This is a genomic window from Caballeronia sp. ATUFL_F2_KS9A (genome assembly GCF_023630765.1).
Lineage (GTDB): Bacteria > Pseudomonadota > Gammaproteobacteria > Burkholderiales > Burkholderiaceae > Caballeronia > Caballeronia zhejiangensis.
In genome coordinates, this window is the sequence record NZ_JALQEK010000032.1 from 321,344 (window position 1) to 343,542 (window position 22,199).

At 63.1% G+C, this 22,199-nt stretch carries 23 protein-coding genes; 9 read left to right on the plus strand and 14 right to left on the minus strand.

Annotation, left to right across the window (positions count from 1 at the left end):
• Positions 1 to 21 precede the first annotated feature (21 nt).
• The 7 genes from NCS67_RS22240 (at position 22) to NCS67_RS22270 (ending at position 5,301) form a co-directional block, all read left to right on the plus strand.
• Positions 22 to 558, plus strand: coding sequence for a 2,4'-dihydroxyacetophenone dioxygenase family protein (locus tag NCS67_RS22240; RefSeq protein ID WP_175980992.1), 537 nt, complete (start codon positions 22 to 24; stop codon positions 556 to 558).
• On the plus strand, positions 555 to 1,574 hold the full coding sequence (locus tag NCS67_RS22245; protein ID WP_250436595.1) for an NAD(P)H-quinone oxidoreductase: 1,020 nt from the start codon (positions 555 to 557) through the stop codon (positions 1,572 to 1,574). Before NCS67_RS22240 ends, NCS67_RS22245 begins: the two co-directional genes overlap by 4 nt.
• 1 nt (position 1,575) lies before the next feature.
• A complete protein-coding gene (locus tag NCS67_RS22250; protein ID WP_239294834.1) occupies positions 1,576 to 2,337 on the plus strand; it encodes an SDR family oxidoreductase in 762 nt (253 codons plus the stop codon).
• Complete coding sequence (locus tag NCS67_RS22255) at positions 2,334 to 3,437, plus strand: glycerol dehydrogenase (RefSeq protein ID WP_250436597.1); 1,104 nt, start codon at positions 2,334 to 2,336, stop codon at positions 3,435 to 3,437. The genes NCS67_RS22250 and NCS67_RS22255 overlap by 4 nt, the downstream gene beginning before the upstream one ends.
• Positions 3,434 to 4,450 carry a LacI family DNA-binding transcriptional regulator gene (locus NCS67_RS22260; protein ID WP_250436599.1) on the plus strand — a complete coding sequence of 339 codons (1,017 nt, stop codon included), beginning with the start codon at positions 3,434 to 3,436 and terminating at the stop codon, positions 4,448 to 4,450. The genes NCS67_RS22255 and NCS67_RS22260 overlap by 4 nt, the downstream gene beginning before the upstream one ends.
• Positions 4,451 to 4,549: 99 nt before the next feature.
• Positions 4,550 to 5,092, plus strand: coding sequence for a hemerythrin domain-containing protein (locus tag NCS67_RS22265; protein WP_250436603.1), 543 nt, complete (start codon positions 4,550 to 4,552; stop codon positions 5,090 to 5,092).
• Between the two features lie 29 nt (positions 5,093 to 5,121).
• A complete protein-coding gene (locus tag NCS67_RS22270) occupies positions 5,122 to 5,301 on the plus strand; it encodes a hypothetical protein (RefSeq protein WP_250436606.1) in 180 nt (59 codons plus the stop codon).
• A 21-nt stretch (positions 5,302 to 5,322) separates the two neighbouring features.
• Here NCS67_RS22270 and NCS67_RS22275 read toward each other — a convergent pair whose 3' ends face one another.
• From NCS67_RS22275 to NCS67_RS22290, 4 genes are all read right to left on the minus strand, one after another.
• Positions 5,323 to 5,628, minus strand: a complete 306-nt coding sequence (locus tag NCS67_RS22275; protein WP_175981002.1) for a hypothetical protein — start codon at positions 5,626 to 5,628, stop codon at positions 5,323 to 5,325.
• Positions 5,625 to 5,999 carry a phage holin family protein gene (locus tag NCS67_RS22280; protein WP_008348214.1) on the minus strand — a complete coding sequence of 125 codons (375 nt, stop codon included), beginning with the start codon at positions 5,997 to 5,999 and terminating at the stop codon, positions 5,625 to 5,627. The genes NCS67_RS22275 and NCS67_RS22280 overlap by 4 nt, the downstream gene beginning before the upstream one ends.
• An 81-nt stretch (positions 6,000 to 6,080) precedes the next feature.
• On the minus strand, positions 6,081 to 6,626 hold the full coding sequence (locus NCS67_RS22285) for a low affinity iron permease family protein (RefSeq protein WP_008348216.1): 546 nt from the start codon (positions 6,624 to 6,626) through the stop codon (positions 6,081 to 6,083).
• A 181-nt stretch (positions 6,627 to 6,807) separates the two neighbouring features.
• On the minus strand, positions 6,808 to 7,248 hold the full coding sequence (locus NCS67_RS22290; protein ID WP_034470889.1) for a DUF3597 domain-containing protein: 441 nt from the start codon (positions 7,246 to 7,248) through the stop codon (positions 6,808 to 6,810).
• Between the two features lie 174 nt (positions 7,249 to 7,422).
• Here NCS67_RS22290 and NCS67_RS22295 point away from each other — a divergent pair, with 174 nt between their 5' ends.
• Positions 7,423 to 8,007 (plus strand): hemerythrin domain-containing protein, encoded by a 585-nt coding sequence (locus NCS67_RS22295; RefSeq protein ID WP_250436609.1) that lies wholly within the window; start codon positions 7,423 to 7,425, stop codon positions 8,005 to 8,007.
• Position 8,008: 1 nt separating this feature from the next.
• Here the strand turns inward: NCS67_RS22295 and NCS67_RS22300 are convergent, their stop codons facing one another.
• The 4 genes from NCS67_RS22300 to NCS67_RS22315 all read right to left on the minus strand — a co-directional run bounded on the left by NCS67_RS22300 (position 8,009) and on the right by NCS67_RS22315 (position 14,355).
• Positions 8,009 to 10,327 (minus strand): FdhF/YdeP family oxidoreductase, encoded by a 2,319-nt coding sequence (locus tag NCS67_RS22300; RefSeq protein WP_175981004.1) that lies wholly within the window; start codon positions 10,325 to 10,327, stop codon positions 8,009 to 8,011.
• 107 nt (positions 10,328 to 10,434) lie between these two features.
• Positions 10,435 to 11,667, minus strand: coding sequence for a phosphatidylserine decarboxylase family protein (locus NCS67_RS22305; RefSeq protein WP_250436612.1), 1,233 nt, complete (start codon positions 11,665 to 11,667; stop codon positions 10,435 to 10,437).
• 55 nt (positions 11,668 to 11,722) lie between these two features.
• Complete coding sequence (locus tag NCS67_RS22310) at positions 11,723 to 13,039, minus strand: MFS transporter (protein ID WP_250436614.1); 1,317 nt, start codon at positions 13,037 to 13,039, stop codon at positions 11,723 to 11,725.
• 41 nt (positions 13,040 to 13,080) lie between these two features.
• The gene (locus NCS67_RS22315; RefSeq protein WP_250436617.1) at positions 13,081 to 14,355 is read right to left on the minus strand and encodes a glucarate dehydratase family protein; all 1,275 of its coding nucleotides are present in this window, start codon (positions 14,353 to 14,355) and stop codon (positions 13,081 to 13,083) included.
• Positions 14,356 to 14,510: 155 nt separating this feature from the next.
• Between NCS67_RS22315 and NCS67_RS22320 the strand changes: the two genes are divergently transcribed.
• Positions 14,511 to 15,206: a GntR family transcriptional regulator gene (locus NCS67_RS22320; RefSeq protein ID WP_033536277.1), complete on the plus strand. Its 696-nt coding sequence runs from the start codon at positions 14,511 to 14,513 to the stop codon at positions 15,204 to 15,206.
• Positions 15,207 to 15,209: 3 nt separating this feature from the next.
• On the opposite strand, the gene NCS67_RS22325 is transcribed toward NCS67_RS22320, so the two are convergent.
• The 6 genes from NCS67_RS22325 to NCS67_RS22350 form a co-directional block, all read right to left on the minus strand.
• A complete protein-coding gene (locus NCS67_RS22325; RefSeq protein ID WP_250436619.1) occupies positions 15,210 to 16,466 on the minus strand; it encodes an aromatic ring-hydroxylating oxygenase subunit alpha in 1,257 nt (418 codons plus the stop codon).
• Positions 16,467 to 16,583: 117 nt separating this feature from the next.
• Positions 16,584 to 17,510: a LysR substrate-binding domain-containing protein gene (locus tag NCS67_RS22330; RefSeq protein WP_008348236.1), complete on the minus strand. Its 927-nt coding sequence runs from the start codon at positions 17,508 to 17,510 to the stop codon at positions 16,584 to 16,586.
• Positions 17,511 to 17,517: 7 nt separating this feature from the next.
• A complete protein-coding gene (locus tag NCS67_RS22335; protein ID WP_250436621.1) occupies positions 17,518 to 18,519 on the minus strand; it encodes a LysR family transcriptional regulator in 1,002 nt (333 codons plus the stop codon).
• A 45-nt stretch (positions 18,520 to 18,564) separates the two neighbouring features.
• Entirely contained in the window at positions 18,565 to 19,335 is a 771-nt protein-coding gene (locus NCS67_RS22340) for a pyrroline-5-carboxylate reductase (protein WP_008348239.1), read from the minus strand.
• Positions 19,336 to 19,352: 17 nt separating this feature from the next.
• Positions 19,353 to 20,846 (minus strand): aldehyde dehydrogenase, encoded by a 1,494-nt coding sequence (locus NCS67_RS22345; RefSeq protein WP_250436624.1) that lies wholly within the window; start codon positions 20,844 to 20,846, stop codon positions 19,353 to 19,355.
• A gap of 17 nt (positions 20,847 to 20,863) precedes the next feature.
• Positions 20,864 to 22,195 (minus strand): NAD(P)/FAD-dependent oxidoreductase, encoded by a 1,332-nt coding sequence (locus tag NCS67_RS22350; protein ID WP_250436626.1) that lies wholly within the window; start codon positions 22,193 to 22,195, stop codon positions 20,864 to 20,866.
• Positions 22,196 to 22,199 lie beyond the last annotated feature (4 nt).

A 22,199-nucleotide genomic window follows, 5' to 3' on the forward strand; every position in this document is an offset into this window, starting at 1 on the left:
AAACCACGGAGATTAAAACTCATGCAAACCGAAGTGAAACCCGACGAACAAGTCATCGCCTATCAGTTGCCGCAAGTGCCGTACATGTCGAAGGATCTCGTGCACGGCGGCGTCATGACCGACTGGCTCGAAGACGACAACCTGTGGGTGCCCGCGACCGAAACCGTGTCGTTCAAGCCGCTCATTCTCAACGCGAGCCAGGGCTATTACGTGAATCTGCTGCGCGTGCGCCGCAGCGGCGTGATCTCGCGGCATCGTCATAGCGGCGCCGTTCATGCGATGGTGCTCAAGGGCCGCTGGTACTACCTCGAACACGACTGGGTCGCGGAGCAAGGCGGCTATGCGTTCGAGCCCGCGGGCGAAACGCACACGCTCTTCGTGCCCGAAGACGTGCCCGAGATGATTACCTGGTTCCATGTCACGGGCGGCTATACCTATGTCGATCCGCAAGGCGTCGCGCAGGGTTACGAAGACGTCTTCACGAAGATCGAGGCGGCGCGCCGGCACTATACGTCGATCGGTCTGCCCGCCGATTACATCGAATCCATCATCCGATGAACGCCATGACATCCACTCTTCCCGCATCGATGCAATACGTCGACCACGGCGCGGGCGGCGCGCCCGACTGCATGCGGCTCGCGCAGGGACCGCTGCCCTCGCCCGGCCCGAACGACGTGTTGATCGAAGTCGCCTACGCAGGCGTGAACCGTCCCGACGTGCTGCAACGCTCGGGTTCGTATCCGCCGCCGCCGGGCGCATCGCCGCATCTGGGACTCGAGGTGTCGGGGCGCATCGTCGCAACGGGCGCGGAGGTCACGCAATGGCGCGCCGGCGATGAAGTCTGCGCGCTCGTGCCCGGCGGCGGCTACGCGCAATACTGCATCACGGATGCATCGCATTGTCTGCCGCTGCCGAAAGGTTTCACGCTGCTGCAGGCCGCGGCCTTGCCCGAAACGTACTTCACCGTCTGGACCAACGTGTTCGAGCGCGGCCGCCTGCAGGCGGGCGAAACGTTTCTCGTGCACGGCGGATCGAGCGGCATCGGACTGACGGCGATCCAGCTCGCGCACGCATTCGGCGCGCGCGTCATCACGACCGTCGGCAATGCGGAAAAAGCGCAGGCCTGTCGCGAAGCGGGCGCGGATCATACGATCAACTATCGCGACGAAGATTTCGTCGATGCCATCGCGACTCTCACCGATGGAAAAGGCGTCGACATCATCCTCGACATGGTCGGCGGCGACTACATCGCGCGCAATATCCGCGCGCTCGCGCTCGAAGGCCGGCTCGTGCAGATCGCGTTTCTCGAAGGCAGCCGCATCGAACTGGATGCCATGCCGATCATGCTGCGCCGTCTCACCTTTACCGGATCGACTCTGCGCGCGCGCAGCATCGAACAGAAAGCGGCGATCGCGAAAGCGCTGCACGCGCACGTCTGGCCGCTGCTCGAAGCGGGCCGCGCGCTGCCCGTGATTCATCGCGTGCTGCCGCTCGCCGACGTCGCGGCCGCGCACGCGCTGATGGAATCGAGCAGGCATATCGGCAAAATCATGCTAAAAGTGGGAGACCAATAACGTGCGGCACGACAAGCGTGTGGTCCTGGTGACGGGCGGCAGCGGCGGCATCGGCGAGGCGCTCGTCGAGCGCTATGCGCGCGATGGCGCGGCCGTCGGCATCGTCGATGTCAACGAAGAAACAGGCGCGGCGCTCGCAAGACGTCTCGCCGATGCGGGCCTGCGCGTGCATTTCGCCCATGCCGACGTCGGCGATTTCGCCGCGTGCGAAGCCGCGTGCCGTGCGATCGAGGCCGCGCTCGGTCCGGTCGATACGCTCGTCAACAACGCGGGCATTTCGCCGAAACACGCGGGCAAGCCGATGCCCGTCTGGCAGATGTCGCCCGACGAATGGCGCCGCGTGATGGACGTGAACGTGAACAGCGTCTTCAACTTCTGCCGCATTCTTGCGCCGGGTATGGTGGAGCGGCGCTTCGGACGCATCGTGTCGATGTCGTCGGTGGCGGGCAAGGCGTACCTCGACATCGTCGCCGCGCATTACAGCACGACGAAAGCCGCGCTGATCGGCATGACGCGGCATCTCGCGGGGGAGCTCGGGCCGCACGGCATCACGGTGAACGCGATCGCGCCGGGGCGCATCGATACGCCGCTCGTTCGCGGCGTCGCGCGGGAGGCCAACGAAAAGGTCGCGCAAGAAACGCCGTTGCGGCGGCTCGGCGCGCCCGACGAAGTGGCATCGACGTGCCTGTTCCTCACATCCGATGAAGCCGCGTTCGTCACCGGCCAGGTGATCGACGTGGCCGGCGGATGGCTGATGACATGACGACGCACGCGCCGTTGAGAACCATCGGCTTTCCGGGGCGATACACGCAAGGGCCGGGCGCGTTGTCCGCGCTCGGATCGACGCTCGCGGAACTCGGCGCGCGACGCGCGTTCGTGCTCGTCGATGCCGCGGTCATCGCTCGCGTGTCGGTGCAAGTCACGCGATCGATCGAAGACGCGCACATCGTCACGTTTCCCGGCGAATGCACGGCCGCGGTCATCGCGAAGCTGAGCGACGATGCGCGCGAACTCAACGCGGATGCCGTCGTGGCCATCGGCGGCGGCAAGACGATCGACTCGGCGAAAGGCGTCGCCCGGGCGCTGAACGTGCCGATCGTGATCGCGCCGTCCGCCGCTTCGAGCGATGCGCCGACGAGCCGCCTCATCATCCTGTACGACGACGCGCATCGCGTCGCGGGCATCGACATGTTGCCGCGCAATCCGGACGCGGTGATCGTCGATACCGCGCTGATCGCCGCCGCGCCCGCGCGTCTCTTCGCGGCCGGCATCGGCGATGCGCTCAGCAAGAAGTACGAAGCCGCGCAATGCCAACGCGCCGATGGCCTGAACTCGTACGGCACGCCGCCGCTGCCGGGCGCGCTGCTGCTCACGCGCGCGACGCTCGCGATCCTGCTCGAAGACGGCGCGCGCGCCTACGCCGACATCCGGCGCGGCGAACTCACCGATGCCGTCGAACGCGTGATCGAAGCGACCGTGCTGTTGAGCGGCGTCGGCTTCGAGAGCGGCGGCCTGTCGCTCGCGCATGCGCTGATCCGCGGACTCACGGCGATTCCCGCGATGGCCTCGATGATGCACGGCGAACTGGTCGCCTTCGGCACGCTTGTACAATTGTTCGTCGAAGATACATCGCCCGAAGAGATCGAACCGTTGGCCACGCTCATGACCGCAACCGGATTGCCGCTCACGCTCGCAGAACTGGGGCAGCACGCCCCGCTTACATCGGCACAGCAAACGCTCATCGCAAACGCCACGCTCGCCACGCGCTATAGCCGGCACATGTCGCCGCCGCTGACGGCTGCGCGGCTGATCGAAGGCATCGCCCGCGCCGATGCCTATGGACGCGCGCGCAGCCCATCATGAAACCCACGCGCGCTACGCTCGCGGATGTCGCGCGGCTGGCGGGCGTCTCGCTCGGCAGCGCGTCGCGCGCGTTGTCCGTGCCGGATCAGGTCAAGCCGCAAACGCTCGCCAATGTGCAGCGCGCGGTCGAACAGCTCGGCTACGTGCGCAACGGCGCGGCGCAGGCGCTTGCCTCGCGCAAGACGCGCACGGTCGCGGCCATCTATCCCACGCTCAACAACCCCATTTACGCCGATTCGATTCAGGCGCTTCAGCAGACGCTTTGGGGTTATGGGTATCAGTTGCTGATCGCGAGTCACGAATACAAACCGGCGCGCGAACTCGAATTGCTCCGTGCGATTCTGGAACGCGGCGTCGACGGGCTCGTGCTCGTCGGCACCGATCATCCGCCTGAAGTTTTCGAACTCACGCGCCTGTACGCGTTGCCTTATGTTCTGACGTGGTCGGTGGATGAAACGCAGTATCCGCATTGCGTGGGTTTTTCCAATTTCGACGCGGCTTACCGGCTGGCGAAACGCATCGTCGGATTCGGGCATCGGCATGTGGCGATGTGCGGCGGCTCGACCTTCGGCAACGAACGCGTGCGCGCACGGCAGGCCGGCACGCGCGCCGCGCTCAGGGAAGCGGGATTGGATCTGAGACCCGAATGGATCGTCGAAGCGCCGTTCACCTTTGAAGGCGGCAGGCAGGCGCTGCGCGAACTGTGGGACGGCGAAGCGCGGCCCAGCGTGGTCATCTGCGGCACCGATCTACAGGCAATCGGTCTGCTGGACGAATGCCGCGCGAAGGGCATTCGGGTTCCCGACGATCTTTCGGTAACGGGCTTCGACGATATCGAACAGGCGCGGCTCACCCAGCCGCCGCTCACGACGGTACGCGTTCCGTCGCTGGAGATCGGCACGCGCGCCGCGCGGCATCTCATGGCGCTGATCGACGGCAAGGACGGCGACAACGAGCTCGTGCTCGATGCGTCCGTCGTGGAACGCGGCACGCTGGCCAAACCCGCGGCCTGAACGCATCGTTCCGATTTTTGGTTTCATCGCCCGCGATGCGTCGTAGGCCCGCTCTTTGCTCGTTATCGTGACACCCCACATTCCGAAAAGGAGTTCACGATGCCGCGCCAACCCTCCACCCAGCCGACGACCACCGCCCCGTCCGGCGCCGCCCGCAGCCAGGACGCGATTCAGGTGCTGACCGACGATCATCGCGCCGTGCAAAAGCTGTTCGACGCGTTCGAGAAAGCGGAGAAAGACGATCTCGACGCGAAAGCCACGCTCGTGCGCCGCGCCTGCGAAGAACTGACGGTTCACGCGATGATCGAAGAAGAGTTGTTGTACCCGGCCGCGCAGGAAGCGCTGGACGAAGACGACCGGCCCGATGTCGAAGAGGCTTACGTCGAGCACTATCTCGTCAAGGTGCTGATCGAGAAGTTCACGCAGCTGAAGCCGTCCGACAAGGGTTTCGACGCCACGTTCAAGGTGCTGTCCGAAATGGTGAATCACCATATCGAAGAAGAAGAATCGGAACTGTTTCCGAAATTGCGCAAGTCCGGAGCCGATCTGGACGCGCTCGGCAGCAAGCTGATGCAGCGCAAGGAACAGCTCGAAGCGAAAATCCCGAAGGACGCAGGCGATAACACGATGCGCCTGCATTGACGCTCTTGAGCGCGCACCGGAGCCGAATCATGAAAAACCCCTGGGCGAAGAAGAACCCTTTCCTCAGCATGTGGCTTTCCGGTGCGAACGCGGTCATCGGGGCGACGCGCGGCCGCGCGACCACGCAAGCGAAACGGCGAGCGTCGACTCTTTTGACGGCCGCGCTCACGCCGCCGCGCAAGCCGAAGAAGCGGCGCGCGCGGCGTTGAACACCATTAATCCGCGAACGATCATTCGCGCAGCGCGTTGAGCAGATCGCCGAACGCCCGGTGAGTCGACGCGCTCAATCCCGCGCCAACCGCCGTCTGCACCGTGCGACGCAAGCCAAGAATCGCGACACCCACCAGCGCGAGCGCGACGAGTTCCGCATTGGGCGTGCGCAGAAACCATGGCGCGGGACGGGCGCTTGCCGGCAGTGCGCGGCGCGGCGCACGTGCGATTCGCATCGGTTCGTCGGCCATATGCGCGGCGATCAGCTCCGCGCGCGATTCCGCCATGCGCGCGAGCACGACGCTCTGAGCTTCGGCGTGCTTCATTGCGTCGCCTCCTTGATGGCATCGACGTCGCGGCGCAACTCGCTGCGCAGCAACTGGAACGGCTCGGCCGGCTTGCGCGACATCATCACGATGACCGCGATCACCGCAACCGCGAGCCACGCAGCCGCGACGCACCACGCCGTCAGCACGAGATGCGGCGTGCCGACAGCCGTCACGATCACCGCGATCGATACGAACGACAGCGTGAACAGCGCGCCGATCGCGAGCGCGACGAGTGCGACGACTTCATGCAGCACGCGCTTCTTGGTTTCAGCGAGTTCGATCGGAATCAACTCGCCGTAGTCGACGAGGCGTCTCGTGCAGAAATGGCCGACCCTGCGCCAGTTGGCGATTTTTCTCTGAATTGTCATCGTTACTTCTCCGGCGAGTTTTTGTCGAAACGGAGTGTTACGGATGACCAACAGCAGTGTGCATGCCAGCGCAACGCAACTTCATCGTGTCCGCTTGGCCGCGGTCTTGGCGTGAGCGCGCGCGAGACGCCGCGCGATGTCGGCGGCCGCGCCGTCGTCGGTCCGCGCCGGAGCTTCGCCGCCCTGCTTTTCCGATGCGAGTTGCAAATAAGCGGCGGCCAGCTTGCGCAGTTCTTCCTCCGTTGCATCTTCGATACCGATCAGCTGATTGCTCGCCGTGCGATGCGACGCGAGCAACTCGTTGAGCTTCAGATGCATCGCCACGCTGTCCTTGTTCGCGCTCTGCTGAATCAGGAACACCATCAGAAACGTGATGATGGTCGTGCCCGTGTTGATGACGAGTTGCCACCCGTCCGAAAACTTGAATAGCGGTCCGGATATCAGCCAGACCACGATGCAAATGACCGCCAGCCCGAACGCGACCGGCGAGCCGGCCCATCTCGTGACTGCGCTTGCGAAAGCATCGAACGCGCGAGTGACGGGATGTGCGTTCGCATAGGCCGGGCTGGACGTGTTGGGCACCGTGTCCAGCGGCGCCGCGTCGGAAATCTGGTCTCTGTCGTTCATGTTTCTCCCCTGCATACTGCAAAAGAAAGGTTCGAGCTACCGTGCCTTTCGATGGACGCGTCGTGCCTTCCCGGAAATGCGTCGTCCGTATCGTTTTTTTCTTGTTGTTTCGACCGTCTGGCGGACGACGCACGCTTCGACCTGCCATCGCGCGCGTCTTCCGTCTGATGAAAAGCGTCGCTTACTTGAGTTCGTCCGGCACCTTGCCGCCGTTTTCCGCGAGCTTCTGCATGACCTGCTTATGAAGCCAGATATTCATTGCAGCGGAATCTTCCGTGTTGCCCGAGTAGTGCAGTTCCGCAGCCAGTTCCTTGCGCGCGGACAGGCTGCTGTCCAGACCGAGCAGCTTCATCAGATCGACGATCGACGTGCGCCAGTTGAGCTGCTCGCCGTGATTCGCCTGCATCTTCGTCAGCACGGCCTCGACGTCCACTTCCTGCATCGGCGCGGCGGCTTGTGCGGCCGGTTGTGCGGGCGTGGACGCGGCGGTGGACGTCGTCGGCGCGGCCGCAGCGCCTCCGGCCGGCGCTGCCGCCTGACCCGCAGCCGTGCCCGTGCCGGTGCTCGCCGGTGCGCTGTCGTGGTGGAAGATCTTGTTCAGGATATTGGAAAAAATACTCATGGCCCCTCCTTCAGAAGTGAGTTCACGAACGATGCAAGTCCCGTGCCGCTACCGCCGCGCATGCGATGCGGAATAACGCTTGCTGATCGCATGTCGTGCCGGAGCGAGCACGATAACGCGTCTTTCCCCACCACCACAGCAGAGCTGCAAAGCCGCCAAGGAGTCACCGTGGATATGCCTTCCTGTTCCCCTTCCATCACGACGATGATCCGCACGGATCACACGCATGTCATGGCGGCGTTTCATCGCTATCACGCGGAGACATCGTGGTGGAGAAAGCGCGCGATCGTCGAGCTTGCGTGTACTGCACTTGAAATTCACGCGCAACTGGAGGAAGAAATCTTTTATCCCGCGTTGAGCGAGGCAATGGCAGGCGACGAGCGTCTCGCCAAAAGCAAGCCCGAGCACGACCAGATGCGCGAAGACATCGCGAAGCTGCGCGCGATGGGTCCGCAGGACGCCGCCTACGACGCGCGTTTCATGCAGCTCATGCGTGAAGTGATGCACCACGTCGCCGATGAGGAAACCGTCTTGCTGCCCACTGCCGAACGCGCGCTCGCTTCGCAGTTGTCGGAACTTGGTGCGCGCATGACAAAGCGCCGCATGCAACTCGTCGCACAGAGTCGTCCGTCTGCGATTGCGGCGAATACGTTCGGAACGTTTCCGCTCGCATCGCTCGCCGTGATGTCCCTTGGCGCGCTTGCGATCGCGCATTGCTTGCGGCCCGCTTCCGCGCGCCGCATCCGTCGATCTGCATGATTCAGTGTTCGCGCGGCGCGCCGTTGACTTCGACGATGAACACCGGAATCGACTTCGCGCCCGGCACCTTGCTTTCCTTCGCGCAATGCCATAGCGGGAGCAACGGATTGCACTCGGGGTAATAACCCGCGATGCATCCTTCCGGTATGTCATACGGATGTATGCGCAGGCCCGCCACACGCCGATCGAAACCATCGTCGGCAATGGTGCGCAGCGTGATGCGGTCATCTTTCTTCAGGCCGTGTCGCGCCATGTCGGCTTCGCACATGAAGATCACCATGCGATCGCCCTTGACGCCGCGAAAGCGATCGTCGTGACTATAGATCGTCGTGTTGAACTGACTGTCGCTGCGCAGCGTCATGAGGCGCAGCGAATCGGGTTCGCGTTCGGGCATGTCCGGGTCTTCGCCGAGCGTTTCCGGCACGAAGAATTCCGCCTTGCCGCTCTTCGTCTGCCACTTGCGTTCGCGCGCGGGCAGAGCGCGAGGAAAACCGCCGGGCGTCCACATTCTTTCGTTGAAGTCGTGAAAGCTCTCGGGATACGTCTTCGCGATTTCATCGCGTACCAGCGCATAGTCGTTGCGCCAGCGATCCCAGTCGATGGTCGATCGCTCGCCGAGCGTATGCTTCGCCAGTTCCGCGACGATATACGGCTCCGAGCGCGCATCCGGCGACGCGGGCTCCGCGACGCCGCGCGAACCGTGAATGCAGCCGGTGCTGTCTTCCATCGTGACAGCCTGCGCGCCGCTCGCTTGCGTATCGATCTCGATGCGGCTCAGACACGGCAGAATGTACGACTTCTCGCCATGCACGAGATGACTGCGATTGAGCTTTGTCGCGACATTGACGGTGAGCTTCAGACCGCGCCACGCCGGTTCGATGCGCATGCGGTCGGGCACCGAACGCACGAGGTTGCCGCCAAGATTGATGACCGCGCTGACCTTGCCATCGAGCATCGCTTCGAACGCTTCGACGATATTCATGCCCTTCTCGCGCGGCGGCTCGAAACCGAACTGGCTCGCGAGCTTGTCGAGCGGCGCGAGCTCCGGCTTCTCGGTGATGCCGACAGTGCGCTGCCCCTGCACGTTCGAATGCCCGCGCACCGGCGACGGTCCCGCGCCCGGCTTGCCGACATTGCCGCGCAGAAAGAGCAGATTGCACAGCATGCGTACGTTCTGCACGCCCTGCCTGTGCTGCGTGATGCCCATGCCGTAGTGGGCCATCACTGCGTTCGCGCGCATGTATTCGTCGGCGGCGGCTTCCATGTCAGCGCGCGGCAGTCCCGCCACGCGCTCGATATCGTCCCACGATGCAGCGCGCACGTAATTCGCGAAGGCTTCGAAGCCCACGGTATGCGTTTCGATGAAATCGACATCGAGCACGCGCGGTTCGTTCGCTTCCTTCGCGCGGTCGTCGGCGTGAATGACGGCCTTGCAGATGCCGAGCAACGCAGCGGTATCGCCGCCCGTTTTCAGCTGATGATATTGCGTGCTGATGAGCGTATGCGCGGGCGTCATCATCTCGACGGGCGACTGCGGGTTGGCGAACTTCAGCAGTCCCGGCTCGCGCAGCGGATTGAACGTGATGATCGGCACGCCGCGCTTTCTTGCTTCCTGCAGCTGATGCAGCATGCGCGGGCTGTTGGTCCCGACGTTCTGTCCGAGGAAGAACATGAGGTCGGTCTTCTCGAAGTCCTCGAGCCTGACGGTGCCGACGCCCACGCCGATCGCTTCCTTCAGTCCGACGCTCGTGCTTTCATGGCACATGTTCGAACTGTCGGGCAGATTGTTGGTGCCGTACATGCGCGCGAAAAGCTGATACATGTACGACGTTTCCAGCGATGCTCTGCCCGATGCATAGAACACGACGCTTTTCGGATCGAGCGCGCGCAGTTCGCGGCCGATGTCCTCGAAGGCTTCCTGCCACGAGACGCTCACGTACTTGTCGGTGGCCGCGTCGTAACGCAGCGGCGCGGTGAGACGACCCGCGTCCTCGAGATCGTGGTCATGCCACGCGCATAGCTGCGTCACCGTATGAAGCTCGAAGAACTGCGGCGTCATGCGCTTCGCCGTCAGATCCCATGCGGTTGCTTTCGCGCCGCTTTCACAGAACTCGAAGGTGTGCGGATCGGCGGGCTTGGCCCACGAACAGCTCACGCACGCGAAGCCTTCGGGCTTGTTCTGCTTCATGAGCACGGTGCTCGCCTTGAGCGGCACCTTCTCGTGAACGAGCGCGCCGGTGACGGCTTTGAGCGAACCCCATCCGCCCGACGAATAGGGATAAGCGTCGTTCTTGCGAACGGCATTGTCTGATTCGGCCATGTCTTTGCCTCGCGCGTTGTGCGTTTATCTGCATGTATTTGCCTGATGCGCGAGCAATTGCCGTTCCTTTCTGATTGCTTAAGCGAGCGCAGTTCCCTGGCCGCAATTCAGCGCGCCGTGCAAAGATGCGTGTTGACCTGCACGGGCGGCGCATCGTCATCGAATGGCTTCTGCCGCTCGAAGCTTTCGATCACGCCGGGCCTGAAGACGAGGCAATACGTGGAACCTCCGTATTGGAAGTAGCCGAGCTCTTCGCCCTTGCGCACGCGCTGGCCCGGCAACGCCTCGATCATGCATGACGACACTTCCGCCATGCCGACGAACACGCACGCAACCTCGCCGATGTCCGGATCGTCGCAATCGATGACGATGACCGCGCGCGCCGCGACCGCAGTGATATAGCCTTGCGAATCGTTGAGGCTGCCGGGATCTTCGCCTTCCGAGTCGGCATCCGAGAAGTAGGTGCCGTCGACGAGATATGCCTTCACGATCGTGCCGCTCACCGGCGCATGCCAGCGATGATAGAAAAACGCGCTTAGAAAGGCCTGATACACCGTGCCACCGACGAATCGCTTCGCGAGTTCCGCTTCTTTCGCCGTGAACATGTCCATCAGCGAATAAGGCTGCGACTTGATCCAGAACGAGTCTTCCAGTTGCACATCGTCCTGGACGTTATAGGGCGAAGCCTCGCACGCACTGACGATGATCTTGGCGTTATCCGGCTCTGCAACAGGCCGCGCGCCAGGCTTGAATTCGCGCGTGAAGAAATGATTCCACGACGCGAAGCCCCAATACGGCTTATGCGGATCGCAGAGAAACTGGTGCAGTCCGATCTTGCTATCGGCCTCTTTGCTGAACCAGCCATCGGGCGCGTCGGTGTTCAGATGCGTGCGCGAATACGGTCCGCTGAGAAAGCCGGACCACACGTTCAGCACGCGCTTCAGATGCGCGTTGAATGCGGGATCGCGAAAGAGCGCATAGCCCGACGGCATGACCATCGGCCAGTCTAGCAATGCGTTGATGGGGCAATGGATCAGGCTCGATTCGCTGAACGGCGGCGCGTACGTCAGCATCGCATCGAGCAATACGATGAATTCGTCGATGCTCGCATAACCGAGCTTGAATCCGGCTTCATGCGCCTGACGGATCGCGCGCGTGAAGTCCATGCGCACGACCGGATCGTCGTGGATGAAAGCCGCCATCTCTTCGATGACGCTGTTGCGTTTCGTTCTGCCCGCGCGCTGCCGGGCGTACTCGGCGAATGTCTCGCGAAAGCGCGCGATCGCCTGCTCTTCGCGCGGGAGCCATTCGCCCAGTCTGTGGCGCTGATTCGTCGCCATTGTCGTCTCCGATCGATGTACCGATCGAAGACGGCCAGCAGTTTGTATGCCTCCCTTACTTCTGCACGCCCGGCCGCAGCGCAGCGACGTCGCGCCCTTCGCGAGGCGTCATGCGAGCGAGGAACACGACGCCCGCAGCGAGAATCGACATCACGGCGAGGCCTGTCAGGCCGCCCTGAATCGAACCCGTCTTTTGCTCGAGAAAGCCGAAGGTGGCCGGCGCGACGAAGCCGCCGAGATTGCCGATCGAATTGATCAGCGCAAGCACGGGCGCGGCGATGCGCGCATCGAGATAGCCTTGCGGAATCGGCCAGAACAGCGACGATGCAGCCTTGAACCCGATAGCGGCAAAGCAGATTGCAACGAACGAGAACACCGGACTGCCCTGGCCCGCTGCGTACATGCCGGCGGCCGCGATGAGCAACACGCACGCGACCCATGCCTGCTGAAACTTGAAGCGCGCCGCGAGCGCCGCGAACAGATACATCGCGACGATGGAAATGAGCCACGGAATCGAGTTGAACAATCCGACCTGGAAATCGTTCAGGTGCCCCATCTTGCGGATGATGCTCGGCAGCCAGAACGTCGCGCCATAGATCGTCAGCGACACCGAGAAATAGATCAGGCAGAAGATCAGGATCTGCGGATCGCGCATCAGGCTCCACGACGACGGCGTCTTCACATGCGCGGCGTCGCGGCGGCGCTGCTCGTCTTCGATTTCCGTGACGATCGCGTCCTGCTCGGCGCGCGTGAGCCACTTTGCATCGCGCGGCTTCGAATCGAGCCAGAACCAGACGAAGCCGGCGAGCACGACCGACGCCATGCCTTCGATGATGAACATCCACTGCCAGCCGCGCAGGCCCGCGCCTTCGATCAGCATCAGACCGCCCGAGATCGGGCCGGAGAACACGGAAGCGAGCGCGGAACCGCTCAGGAAGACGGCCATCGCCTTGCCGCGTTCATCGCGCGGCAGCCATTGCGTGAAATAGAACACGACGCCCGGAAAGAAGCCCGCTTCGGCCGCGCCGAGCAAGAGACGCATCGCATAGAACGAGGTCTCGCCCTGCACGAAGGCCATGCCCACGGCCGCGAGTCCCCACGTAATCATGATGCGCGTGAGCCACGCTTTCGCGCCGAAGCGCTGCATCAGCATGTTCGACGGCACTTCGAACACGGCATAGCTCACGAAGAACAGGCCCGCGCCGAGGCCATAAGCGGCCGCGCCGATGCCGAGGTCCGCGCTCAAATGCTGACGCACGAATCCGATGTTCACCCGGTCGATGTAATTGACGATGAACATCACGACGAAAAGCGGCAGCACATGCCACTTGATCTTGCGAACGGCGCTCGACAGCGCGCTGGAACTGCTCATGAGGGTGTCTCCTTGAATGCCTTGTGTTGTTGTTCTATGGCTCAGAAGCGCGGATTCTTGCCTGAGAATTCCGGCTGATATCTGCGCATCTGCGAAAGGTCGTCGCGATTGCGCACGCCGCACGTCTTGTACTGCTCGTGCAATTCGGCGAGCTTCTCGCGATCGAGCTCGACACCGAGACCGGGCGTCGTCGGCACGCGCACCGCGCCGTTATCGAACTTCACGCGGCCGCCCTTGATGACTTCCTCTTCCTGCCACGGGTAATGCGTGTCGCATGCGTAGGTGAGGTTCGGCACACTCGCGGCGACATGCGTCATCGCCATGAGGCTGATGCCGAGGTGCGAGTTCGAATGCATCGACATGCCGAAGCCCCAGAGCTTCGCCATGCGCGCGAGTGTCTGCGTGGCGCGCAGGCCGCCCCAGTAGTGATGATCCGAAAGCAGCACCTTGATCGAGCCCATGTTGCAGCCGCGGCGGAAGTCGTCCATCGTCGTGATGACCATGTTGGTCGCGAGCGGCAGTTTCGTGTGCTTCTGCAGTTCGGCCATGCCTTCGAGGCCGGGGCACGGATCCTCGTAGTATTCGAGAATTTCATCGAGCTGCGGCGCGGCCTCGATGCTGGTTTCGAGCGTCCAGTTCGCGTTCGGATCGAGACGCAGCGGCATGCCCGGGAACGCCTTCGCGAGCGCCTGCATGCACGCAATTTCATGCGCCGGCTCGAACACGCCGCCCTTCAGCTTGATGCTCTGGAAACCGTAGAGGTCGATCATGCGCTGCGCCTGCGCGACGATCTGCTCCGGGCTGATGCCCTCGCCCCACGCATCGGGCGCATACGGCTTGTCGATGTGCTCGGCGTACTTGAAAAACAGATACGCGCTGTAGGGCACGGCGTCGCGCACCTTGCCGCCGAGCAAGTCCACGACCGGCGCGCCGACGATCTGGCCTTGCAGATCGAGCATCGCCACTTCGAGCGTGCTGATGACCTTGGGCGCGTTTTTCGCGGCGTGCGAGCCGGGCGCGAGTTCGAATTCGACCGCGCCGGGCGTCGCGGTGATCGTCGCGCGCACGCGTTCTTCCATCACATTCAGATCGAAAGGAGACAGGCCGATAACGAGCTCCTTCGCCTGATCGAGCACCCGCAGCATCGGCTCGTCGCCGTAAGTCTCCGAGATGCCGACGCGTCCGTCGCTCGTCTCCAGTTCGACGATCGCGCGCAACGCCCACGGTTCGTGGATGCCCGCGGCGTTGAGCAACGGACCATCGCGGAATGCGATCGGCGTGATTCGAATCTGGGTGATGGCGATATCGCGGGTCATGTCGGGCGTTCCGAAAATTAATGGAATGGCCGAATGGTAAAGCACTAATATATTAATGTGTCAGTCGGGTAAACGCCGACCCGCCAACGGCTTACTCATCGGGCATGGGCGCGGCTATAGTACTAATGTTTCAGTCGCCTTCCTTTCAATCCGAAATGAATAATTCCGCTTCCGTGCATCGCCTGGACCGTTCTCGTCATGCCGCGCCGCAGGTGTTCGAGCGGCTGCGCGACATGATCCTGTCGCTCGAACTGGAACCGGGCACGGTGCTGTCGCGCACCGAACTCGCGACGCGCTACGGCCTGAGCCAGACGCCGGTGCGCGACGCGCTGATGAAGCTCGGCGAAGAAGGACTGGTCGATATTTTTCCGCAGCACGCGACGGTCGTAAGCCAGATCAGCGTGGCATCGGCGATGCAGGCGCACTTTCTGCGTCGCTCGATCGAACTGGAAATCGTGCGCACGCTCGCGCGGGAGCATAAGGCGTCGCTGATCGCGCGGCTGCGCGCGACGATCGCGGAACAGATGGAATGGATGGAGCCGCAGGACGTCGAGCAGTTCTCAGCGCTCGATCAGGCGTTTCATCGGCAGATGTATGAAGCCGCGGGCGTGCCGCAGTTGTGGGATCTCGTGCGCAGACTCAGCGGGCATATCGACCGGTTGCGGCGGCTGCATCTGCCGGTCGAAGGCAAGACGATGGCCGTGGTGCGCGACCACACGGAAATCGTCGATGCCATCGAAAAAGGCGATGCCGATGCCGCCGATGCCGCGTTGCGCAAGCATCTTTCCGGCACGCTCAGTCAGGTGGACGAGATCCGCACGCGCCACCCGACCTTCGTCACGGATCACTGATGTTCAAACGCCGTGCGCGCTCAGGCGCGCCGAATACCAGCGCGAAAACTGCTCCACGTAGCTTTCCGTGAACGGCGAGAACACCGCTGGCCGATACGCCGGATCCTGCGTGCCTTCGTGCGTGATTTCGACGAGATGCTTGTCCTGCGCGTTCGTCGCGACCCACACTTCCGTCAGATCCTGAAGCTGATAATCGACGCCTTCGACGGCATCCGCGTGCACGAGCCATTTCGAACGCACGAGCGTTTTATCCGGCGCGAGCGGGATGATGTACGAAATCACCGCATGATCGCTCATGACGTGCGTCCATGAGTTGTGCGTCCAGAGATGCGTGTCGCCGAGATCGCGGCGCTGCAGATTGCCGAGCAGCTTCTGGCTCGCGACCTTCGTGCTGATCGTCTGCGATTCGCCGTAGCCCGCGATCACGAGTTGTTGCGTCCGGAATTGCGTGACCGCATCTTCGTCCAGCCATTCGACGGTCGCGCTCGTGAAGCCGTCGTTCTCCCAGCTCGCCTGACACGCCGCGTTCCGTTTTTTATAGGCTTCGATTTCGAGCAGCGATTCTTCGCTGAGATTCTCCGGACAGAAACCGAAATCTTCCGGCAAAAACGAGGCAGTGAGTTCCGGATGCGTCGCGGCGCAGTGATAGCACTCGCGATTGTTCTCGATCACGAGCTTCCAGTTGCCGTTTTCGATGATCTCCGATTCGAACGCGATCTTCGTGTTCGTGAGGTCGTAGGGCGCGAAGCGCGGCGCCATCGTGTCTTCGAGCTTCGCGATGTCCGCCGGCGGCTCGTCGGCGAGGCACACGAAAATATGTGTCCCGACGATCCGCGTATGCACCGGCAACAAACTGCGGCACTTCGCGTCGAAATCCTTGCCCATGTGCGCGGCGTGGCGCAGGCTGCCGTCGAGATCGTAAGTCCATTGGTGATACGGGCAGACCAGCATGCCGACGGTCGATTTCCCCGGTTCCTTCAGGCGCGCGCCGCGATGCCGGCAGACGTTCCGATAAGTGCGGATGTTCTCGTCGTCATCCCGAACGATGATGATCGAAGCACGGCCGATATCGACGGTCGACACATCGCCCGGCTCGGGCACGTCGGCCGTCACGCCGACCAGCATCCAGTGCTTCTGGAAGAAGACCTCGACGTCCGTCTCGAACACGTCCTGCCGTCCGAACAGCTCGCCGGGCAAGCCATGCCCGGGCTCGCGGCTGCGGATCAGTTCGCCATGCGTCTTCATTTGCACTTCGGACATCGTCGCTCTCCAACGTTCAGGGTATCGGGACTTCGAATGGTCCCGCCATATTCCGAGTATTGGATCGCTGAAAAATAGCGTCAATGCGCTTTATTTTCGGTGTCGCATGACTTTGGTTTATGCGAGCGCGCCGTCGCGCAGCCATTCGATCAGACCGCCGATGGCAGGCGTGAAAGCGCGGCCATGCGGCACCACGGCGAAGTACGAATCGGTCGGCCTGAACGATGCCACTTCCAGCCTGACGAGATCCCCGCTCTCGATAAAATCCTGAACGAGCCGGCCCCATCCGAGCGCGACGCCCTGGCCGTAGCGCGCGGCCTGGATCGCATCGGTATAGAGGCTGCAACGCAGCGCGAAGTTCAGGCGCATCGGCCGGCATCCGAGCGCGTGGAACCACTCTTCCCAGCCCATCCAGCCTTCGGTCGTCGAATCCGACTCGACGAGCACCGCGCCAGCCAGTTCGTCGAGCGTCGCGGGCGCGGGCTGCTTTTGGAGCCATGAAGGCGCGCAGACCGGAAACACCTCCTCGTCGAACAGCAAAGTCGCCGTGCCGTCCGGCCACAGCCCGTTGCCGAAGCGCACGGCGACGTCGATTTCCTTGTGCCGCAAGTCGGCCGTGAACATCTGCGTCGACAGCCGCAGCTGCAGGTCGGGCTGCAACGCCTTGAGCGACGCAAGCCGCGGCAGCAGTCGAAAATGCGAAAACGCGGATGTCGCCGCGAGCACGAGTTCCTGCTGAACGGGCCCGCGCGCGAGGCGATCGAACACGCTCGCGATCTTCTGCATCGATTCCGCGACGACGCGATACAGCGCCTCGCCTTCGTCGGTCAGTTCGATCGCGCGATGCAGACGGCGAAATAGCCGCGTGCCGAGCGTCTCTTCGAGAAAGCGCACCTGCCGGCTCACGGCGGCCTGCGTAACGCCCAGTTCATGCGCCGCGAGCGTGAAGCTGCCGAGCCGCGCGACGGCCTCGAACTCCACCAGCGCCGTCACCGACGGAATGAGCCGCCGATAACCCTTCGTTTTTTCGGTTGCCGGTTTCATGCGGCGCTCATAGAACGGCCTTCGATTCGGCGGCGGGCCATCCCTGCATCATCGTGCCGATTTCCTCGTCGAGCCATTGGCGAAACTGAATGTATTCCGGGCGTGCTTTCGCGTTGCGATGCGTGATGATGTAGTGATGACGATCGTGGAACACCAGCGCATCGTCGACGGGACGCACCAGCTTTTTCTGCTCCACCTGACGATGCACGAGGTGATGCCAGCCGAGCAAGGTGCCCTCGCCCGCTTCGGCCTGAGCCACAAGCAGGCGATAGTCGTTGCTTTCGAAATCGTCGTGCTGATCGAGCCGCTCGGAACCGTCGCCTTGCTGATACCAGTTTTTCCACACGCGCCAGTCGACGTGCTCGCACACCTGCGCGCGCCCGAGCAGCGACAGGCTCAGCGTCGGATGCGCGAGCAGATCGAGCGGCTTTAGCGTACGGCCATGAAAATAGCGCTCGAAAAACGGAACGCTACATACCGGATAAACGATGTCGTGAAAAAGCGGCTCGACTTCGTACTCCGCTTCGCGCGGCGGATTCTTCGTGATGATGACATCCGGCTCCATCAGATCGTCGAGCTCCATGAAGTGCTCGGTCACCATCACATGCAGGCGGATGTTCGGAAAACGCTGGCGAAACGCGGGTAATCGGAACGAGAGCCAGAGCGCCGAAAACGTATGAGAGATGCAGAGCGTGAGCGCATGCCGGTCGACGCGCCGCACCGCCTGCGCCGCCTCCGCGATGTTCATGATCGACAGATACGACGCGTTGTAGAGAATGCGGCCGGCGTCGGTCAGCGCGATGTGCCTGCCGGTGCGCTCGAAGAGCGCGACCTCCAGCGTGTCCTCCAGCTCCTTGATCTGCCGGCTGACGGCCGCCTGCGTGACGCACAGCACTTCGGCGGCTTGCGTGAAGCTCTCGTAACGCGCCGCGGTGACGAAGCACCGAAGCGCGCGCAGCGACGGCATCTGGGCGAGAAGCCTGTCCGCGAACTGCTGTTTCTTCTGCATGTGACTCACCTTCGAGGGCTCGCGATCAGCGCTTGTTCTTCGTGTTCACTCGCGCCCTTGCACGCGGCGCATGATCGCGTCGAGCGCCTTCGAGTAGTGCGCGTAGGTGCCCCGCTCCGACAGTTCGCGATTGAGCTGCTCGTTGAGGCCGCCTGGCGTGCTGACACGCCCGATCATCGACGAGAAGGGTTGCGTATCGAGCGTCGTTTCATGAGCGAGGCCCACATGATAGCCCGACAAAAACGAACGCGCGGACGCATACGGCACGCCTTGCCGCGCGAGCCACGACGCCTGCTCTTCGAGCAACGCGAAAAACGCCGCCATCGTCGCGGTGGCGGCCGATAACGCATTGAACTGGTGTTCGTCGTCCACTTCGACCGCTTCGCCGAGCGGCGCGAAGAGCGCGCGTGCGATGTCATCGCGCGGACAGAGCGCCGTGCTGCCCTTGCCCGACGCAACAGCGGGTAGCGGAATCGCGCGCACGACCTTGGCCGCGCGGCGCACGAGGGCGCGCATCTCATCGAGCGACTTGGCCGCGATGAAGCTGATGACGTGATGCCGCGCATCGAACGTGAGTTCGCCCAGCACGTCTGCCGCGATTTGCGGCAAGACCGCGAGACACACGACATCCGATGCATCGAGCACGCCCTGATTGCTGACGCAAACCTCGATGCGCGCGTCGAGTTTCGCAAGACGCGCGGCGGTCTGCGCGTTGCGCGGAGACAGCGCGACCCGCTCGAAGGGAACATCGAAACGAATCATGCCGGTCACGACCGCCTCCGTGATCGTGCCCGTGCCGATAAAGCCAATACGCATGTTGCCTCGTCCGATAATCAGTCGAGCTTCAGCCAGGTCGTCTTCAGCTCGCAATATTGGTCGTGCGCGTAGACCGACTTGTCGCGTCCGCCGAAACCGGACTGCTTGAAGCCGCCGAACGGCGTCGACAGATCGCCCTCGCCGAAGCAGTTGACGGTCACGGTGCCCGCGCGGATGCGCGCCGCCACTTTGTGCGCCTGGTTCACGTTGTCGGTCCACAGCGAAGCCGCGAGTCCGTAGCACGTATCGTTTGCGATCCGCACGGCCTCGTCGACGTCAGCATATTCGATAAAGCACACGACCGGGCCGAAGACCTCGTCGCGCGCGATGCTCATGTCCGGCGTGACGTTATCGAAGATGGTCGGCTCGACGAACCAGCCGCCCGTTTCCGCGAGCGTCGCGTTGCCGCCGCAAGCGACGCGCGCGCCTTCTGCCTTCGCCTTCTCGATGTGGCCGAGCACCTTGCGGTAATGCGCTTCCTCGATGAGCGAGCCGAGCTTGACATCGGGATCGAGCGGATCGCCCGTCTTCCAGCCTTCGAGCACGGCCTGCATCTTTTGCAGCAGTTCGGCCTTGTGGCTCGAATGCACCAGAATGCGCGATCCCGCGCTGCAGTTCTCGCCCATGTTCCAGAACGCGGCGGCGACGGCCTGCTCCGCGACGGCATCGAGATTGGCGACATCGGGCAACACGACTTGCGGATTCTTGCCGCCGCATTCGAGCACGACGCGCTTCATGTTCGTTTCGGCGGAATAGCGCAGGAAGCGCTTGCCCGTTTCAGTGGAACCCGTGAACGCGATGAGATCGACATCGGCGTGCGTGCCGAGCGCCTGCCCCGCGCTTTCGCCGAAGCCCGTCACCACGCTGAACACGCCGGGCGGGACGCCGGCTTCGAGCGCGAGATCGGCAATACGCAGCGTCGATAGCGACGTCTGCTCCGCGGGCTTCACGATGACGCTATTGCCCACGGACAGCGCCGGCCCGATCTTCCACGCGAGCATCAGCGCGGGGAAATTCCACGGCAGCACCGCACCGACGACGCCAATCGGCTCGCGCGTGATCATGCTCACGACGCTCGCCCCCGATGGCGACAGCGCGTCGTAACGCTTGTCCGTGACCTCGGCATGCCAGCGAACGCACGCCGCCGATTCCGGAATGTCGAGACCCATGCATTCGCTGATCGGCTTGCCTGCTTCGAGCGCTTCGAGCAGCGCGAGTTCTTCGGCGTTGTCGTCGATGAGTTGCGCGAGACGCTGCAAGACGGCCTTTCTCTGCGATGGCGCGGCCTTCGACCACACGCCCGATTCGAACGACTCGCGCGCCGCGACGACCGCGCGATCCACGTCCTTCGCTTCGCACCTGGCGATCTGCGCGAGCACCTTGCCCGTCGACGGATTCAACGTATCGAACGTTTCATTCGATGCCGCGTTGCAGCGTGCGCCCGCGATGAACGCGCGGCCATCGAGCGACAGATGTTCGGCCTGACGTTTCCATTCCTGATGCGTCGTCATGTCATGTCCTCAAAGATTCAAAGCTCGGCGCCCGCCGAGAATTCCTTCATCCAGATTGCCGCCGATACCGCCACGTCCGCGATCGGCCGCATCGGCAGAGAACGCGGATGCGGTTGTTTCAGCAGTTGATCGATCAGCTCGTTCGAGCGCCCGAGCACATGTTCGGCGATGAGCTTCCCCGCCGCCGATCCGCGGCTCAAACCAAGTCCGTTGCAGCCGACTGCTTCGTACACGCCGTCGTCGCGCTGGCCGAAGAGCGCGCCATTGTTCGCCGAGAGGCACAACGCGCCGCCCCACGTGTATTGCAGCTCGACATCCTCGAGCATCGGAAAACGTCGATCGAACGAACGTCGATGCAGATGCTTCGCCTTCGTCAGATCATGTTCCGAGACCGACAGATTCGGCCGGAACGCGAAATGGTTGCGTACGCAAATACGGTTGGTCGCGAGACGTCGCACGGTCGTACCCATCGGGTCCGCGGGAATGAGCGCCCATGAATCCGTTCCGCCGAGCCGCGCGATTTCATCGTCGGTCATCACGCGCGACATCGACGCGAACGTGTAGACCGGCAGCAAGCCATTCGGATGGCCGCCGAACGTCGCCGCATACGCGTTGGTGCAGAGCACGACGCGCTTCGCTTCGATGCTGCCGTTCGCGAACGTCAGCAGCTTCGTCTGGCCGCGCGCTTCCATGTTCTTCACCGCGCTCAGTTCCAAGACCGTCACGTTCGACGGCTGCGTGGCCGAGAGACCGCGCATGAGTGCCGCCGGCTGAACCGTGCTGCATCCCGGCGTGAAGAGCGCGCTTTGATAGAAGCGCGTGCCCGTCACCTTCGCGATCGCGGCTTCGTCGAGCCATTCGCACGGCTCGTCGATACGCGCGAGTCCGTCCGCGAAATGCGTCAGCGCCGTGTGGCCTTTCTTGTTGACCGACGCGTGATACTTGCCGTCGTCGCGCCAGTCGCAATCGATGCCGTGCCGCTTCACCGTATCGCGCACATAGCCGATGCCGTGCCGTTGCAAGCGCACGTCCGCCTTGTCTGCCTCGACACTGCGCGAATAGCTTTCGCTGCTGATGTCGTGCGGCAGATCGACGAAGAAGCCGGAATTGCGGCCCGCCGTCGAGCGCCCGATGCGATCGGCCTCGACGAGCGCGATCGATGCATCCGGCGCAAGCTCGGCGAGCCGCCGCGCCGCGCACAAACCGGTGATGCCGCCGCCCACCACTACGTAGTCGAAGCGCAGCTCGCCCGTCACGCGGTTCGCGGGCGCGGCGGGCGGCAGGCTTTCCCACCATCCGTTGACGCCATCAGGTGCGGGAAGCCGCATGAAATCCAGTTTCGAGGCCATTCAC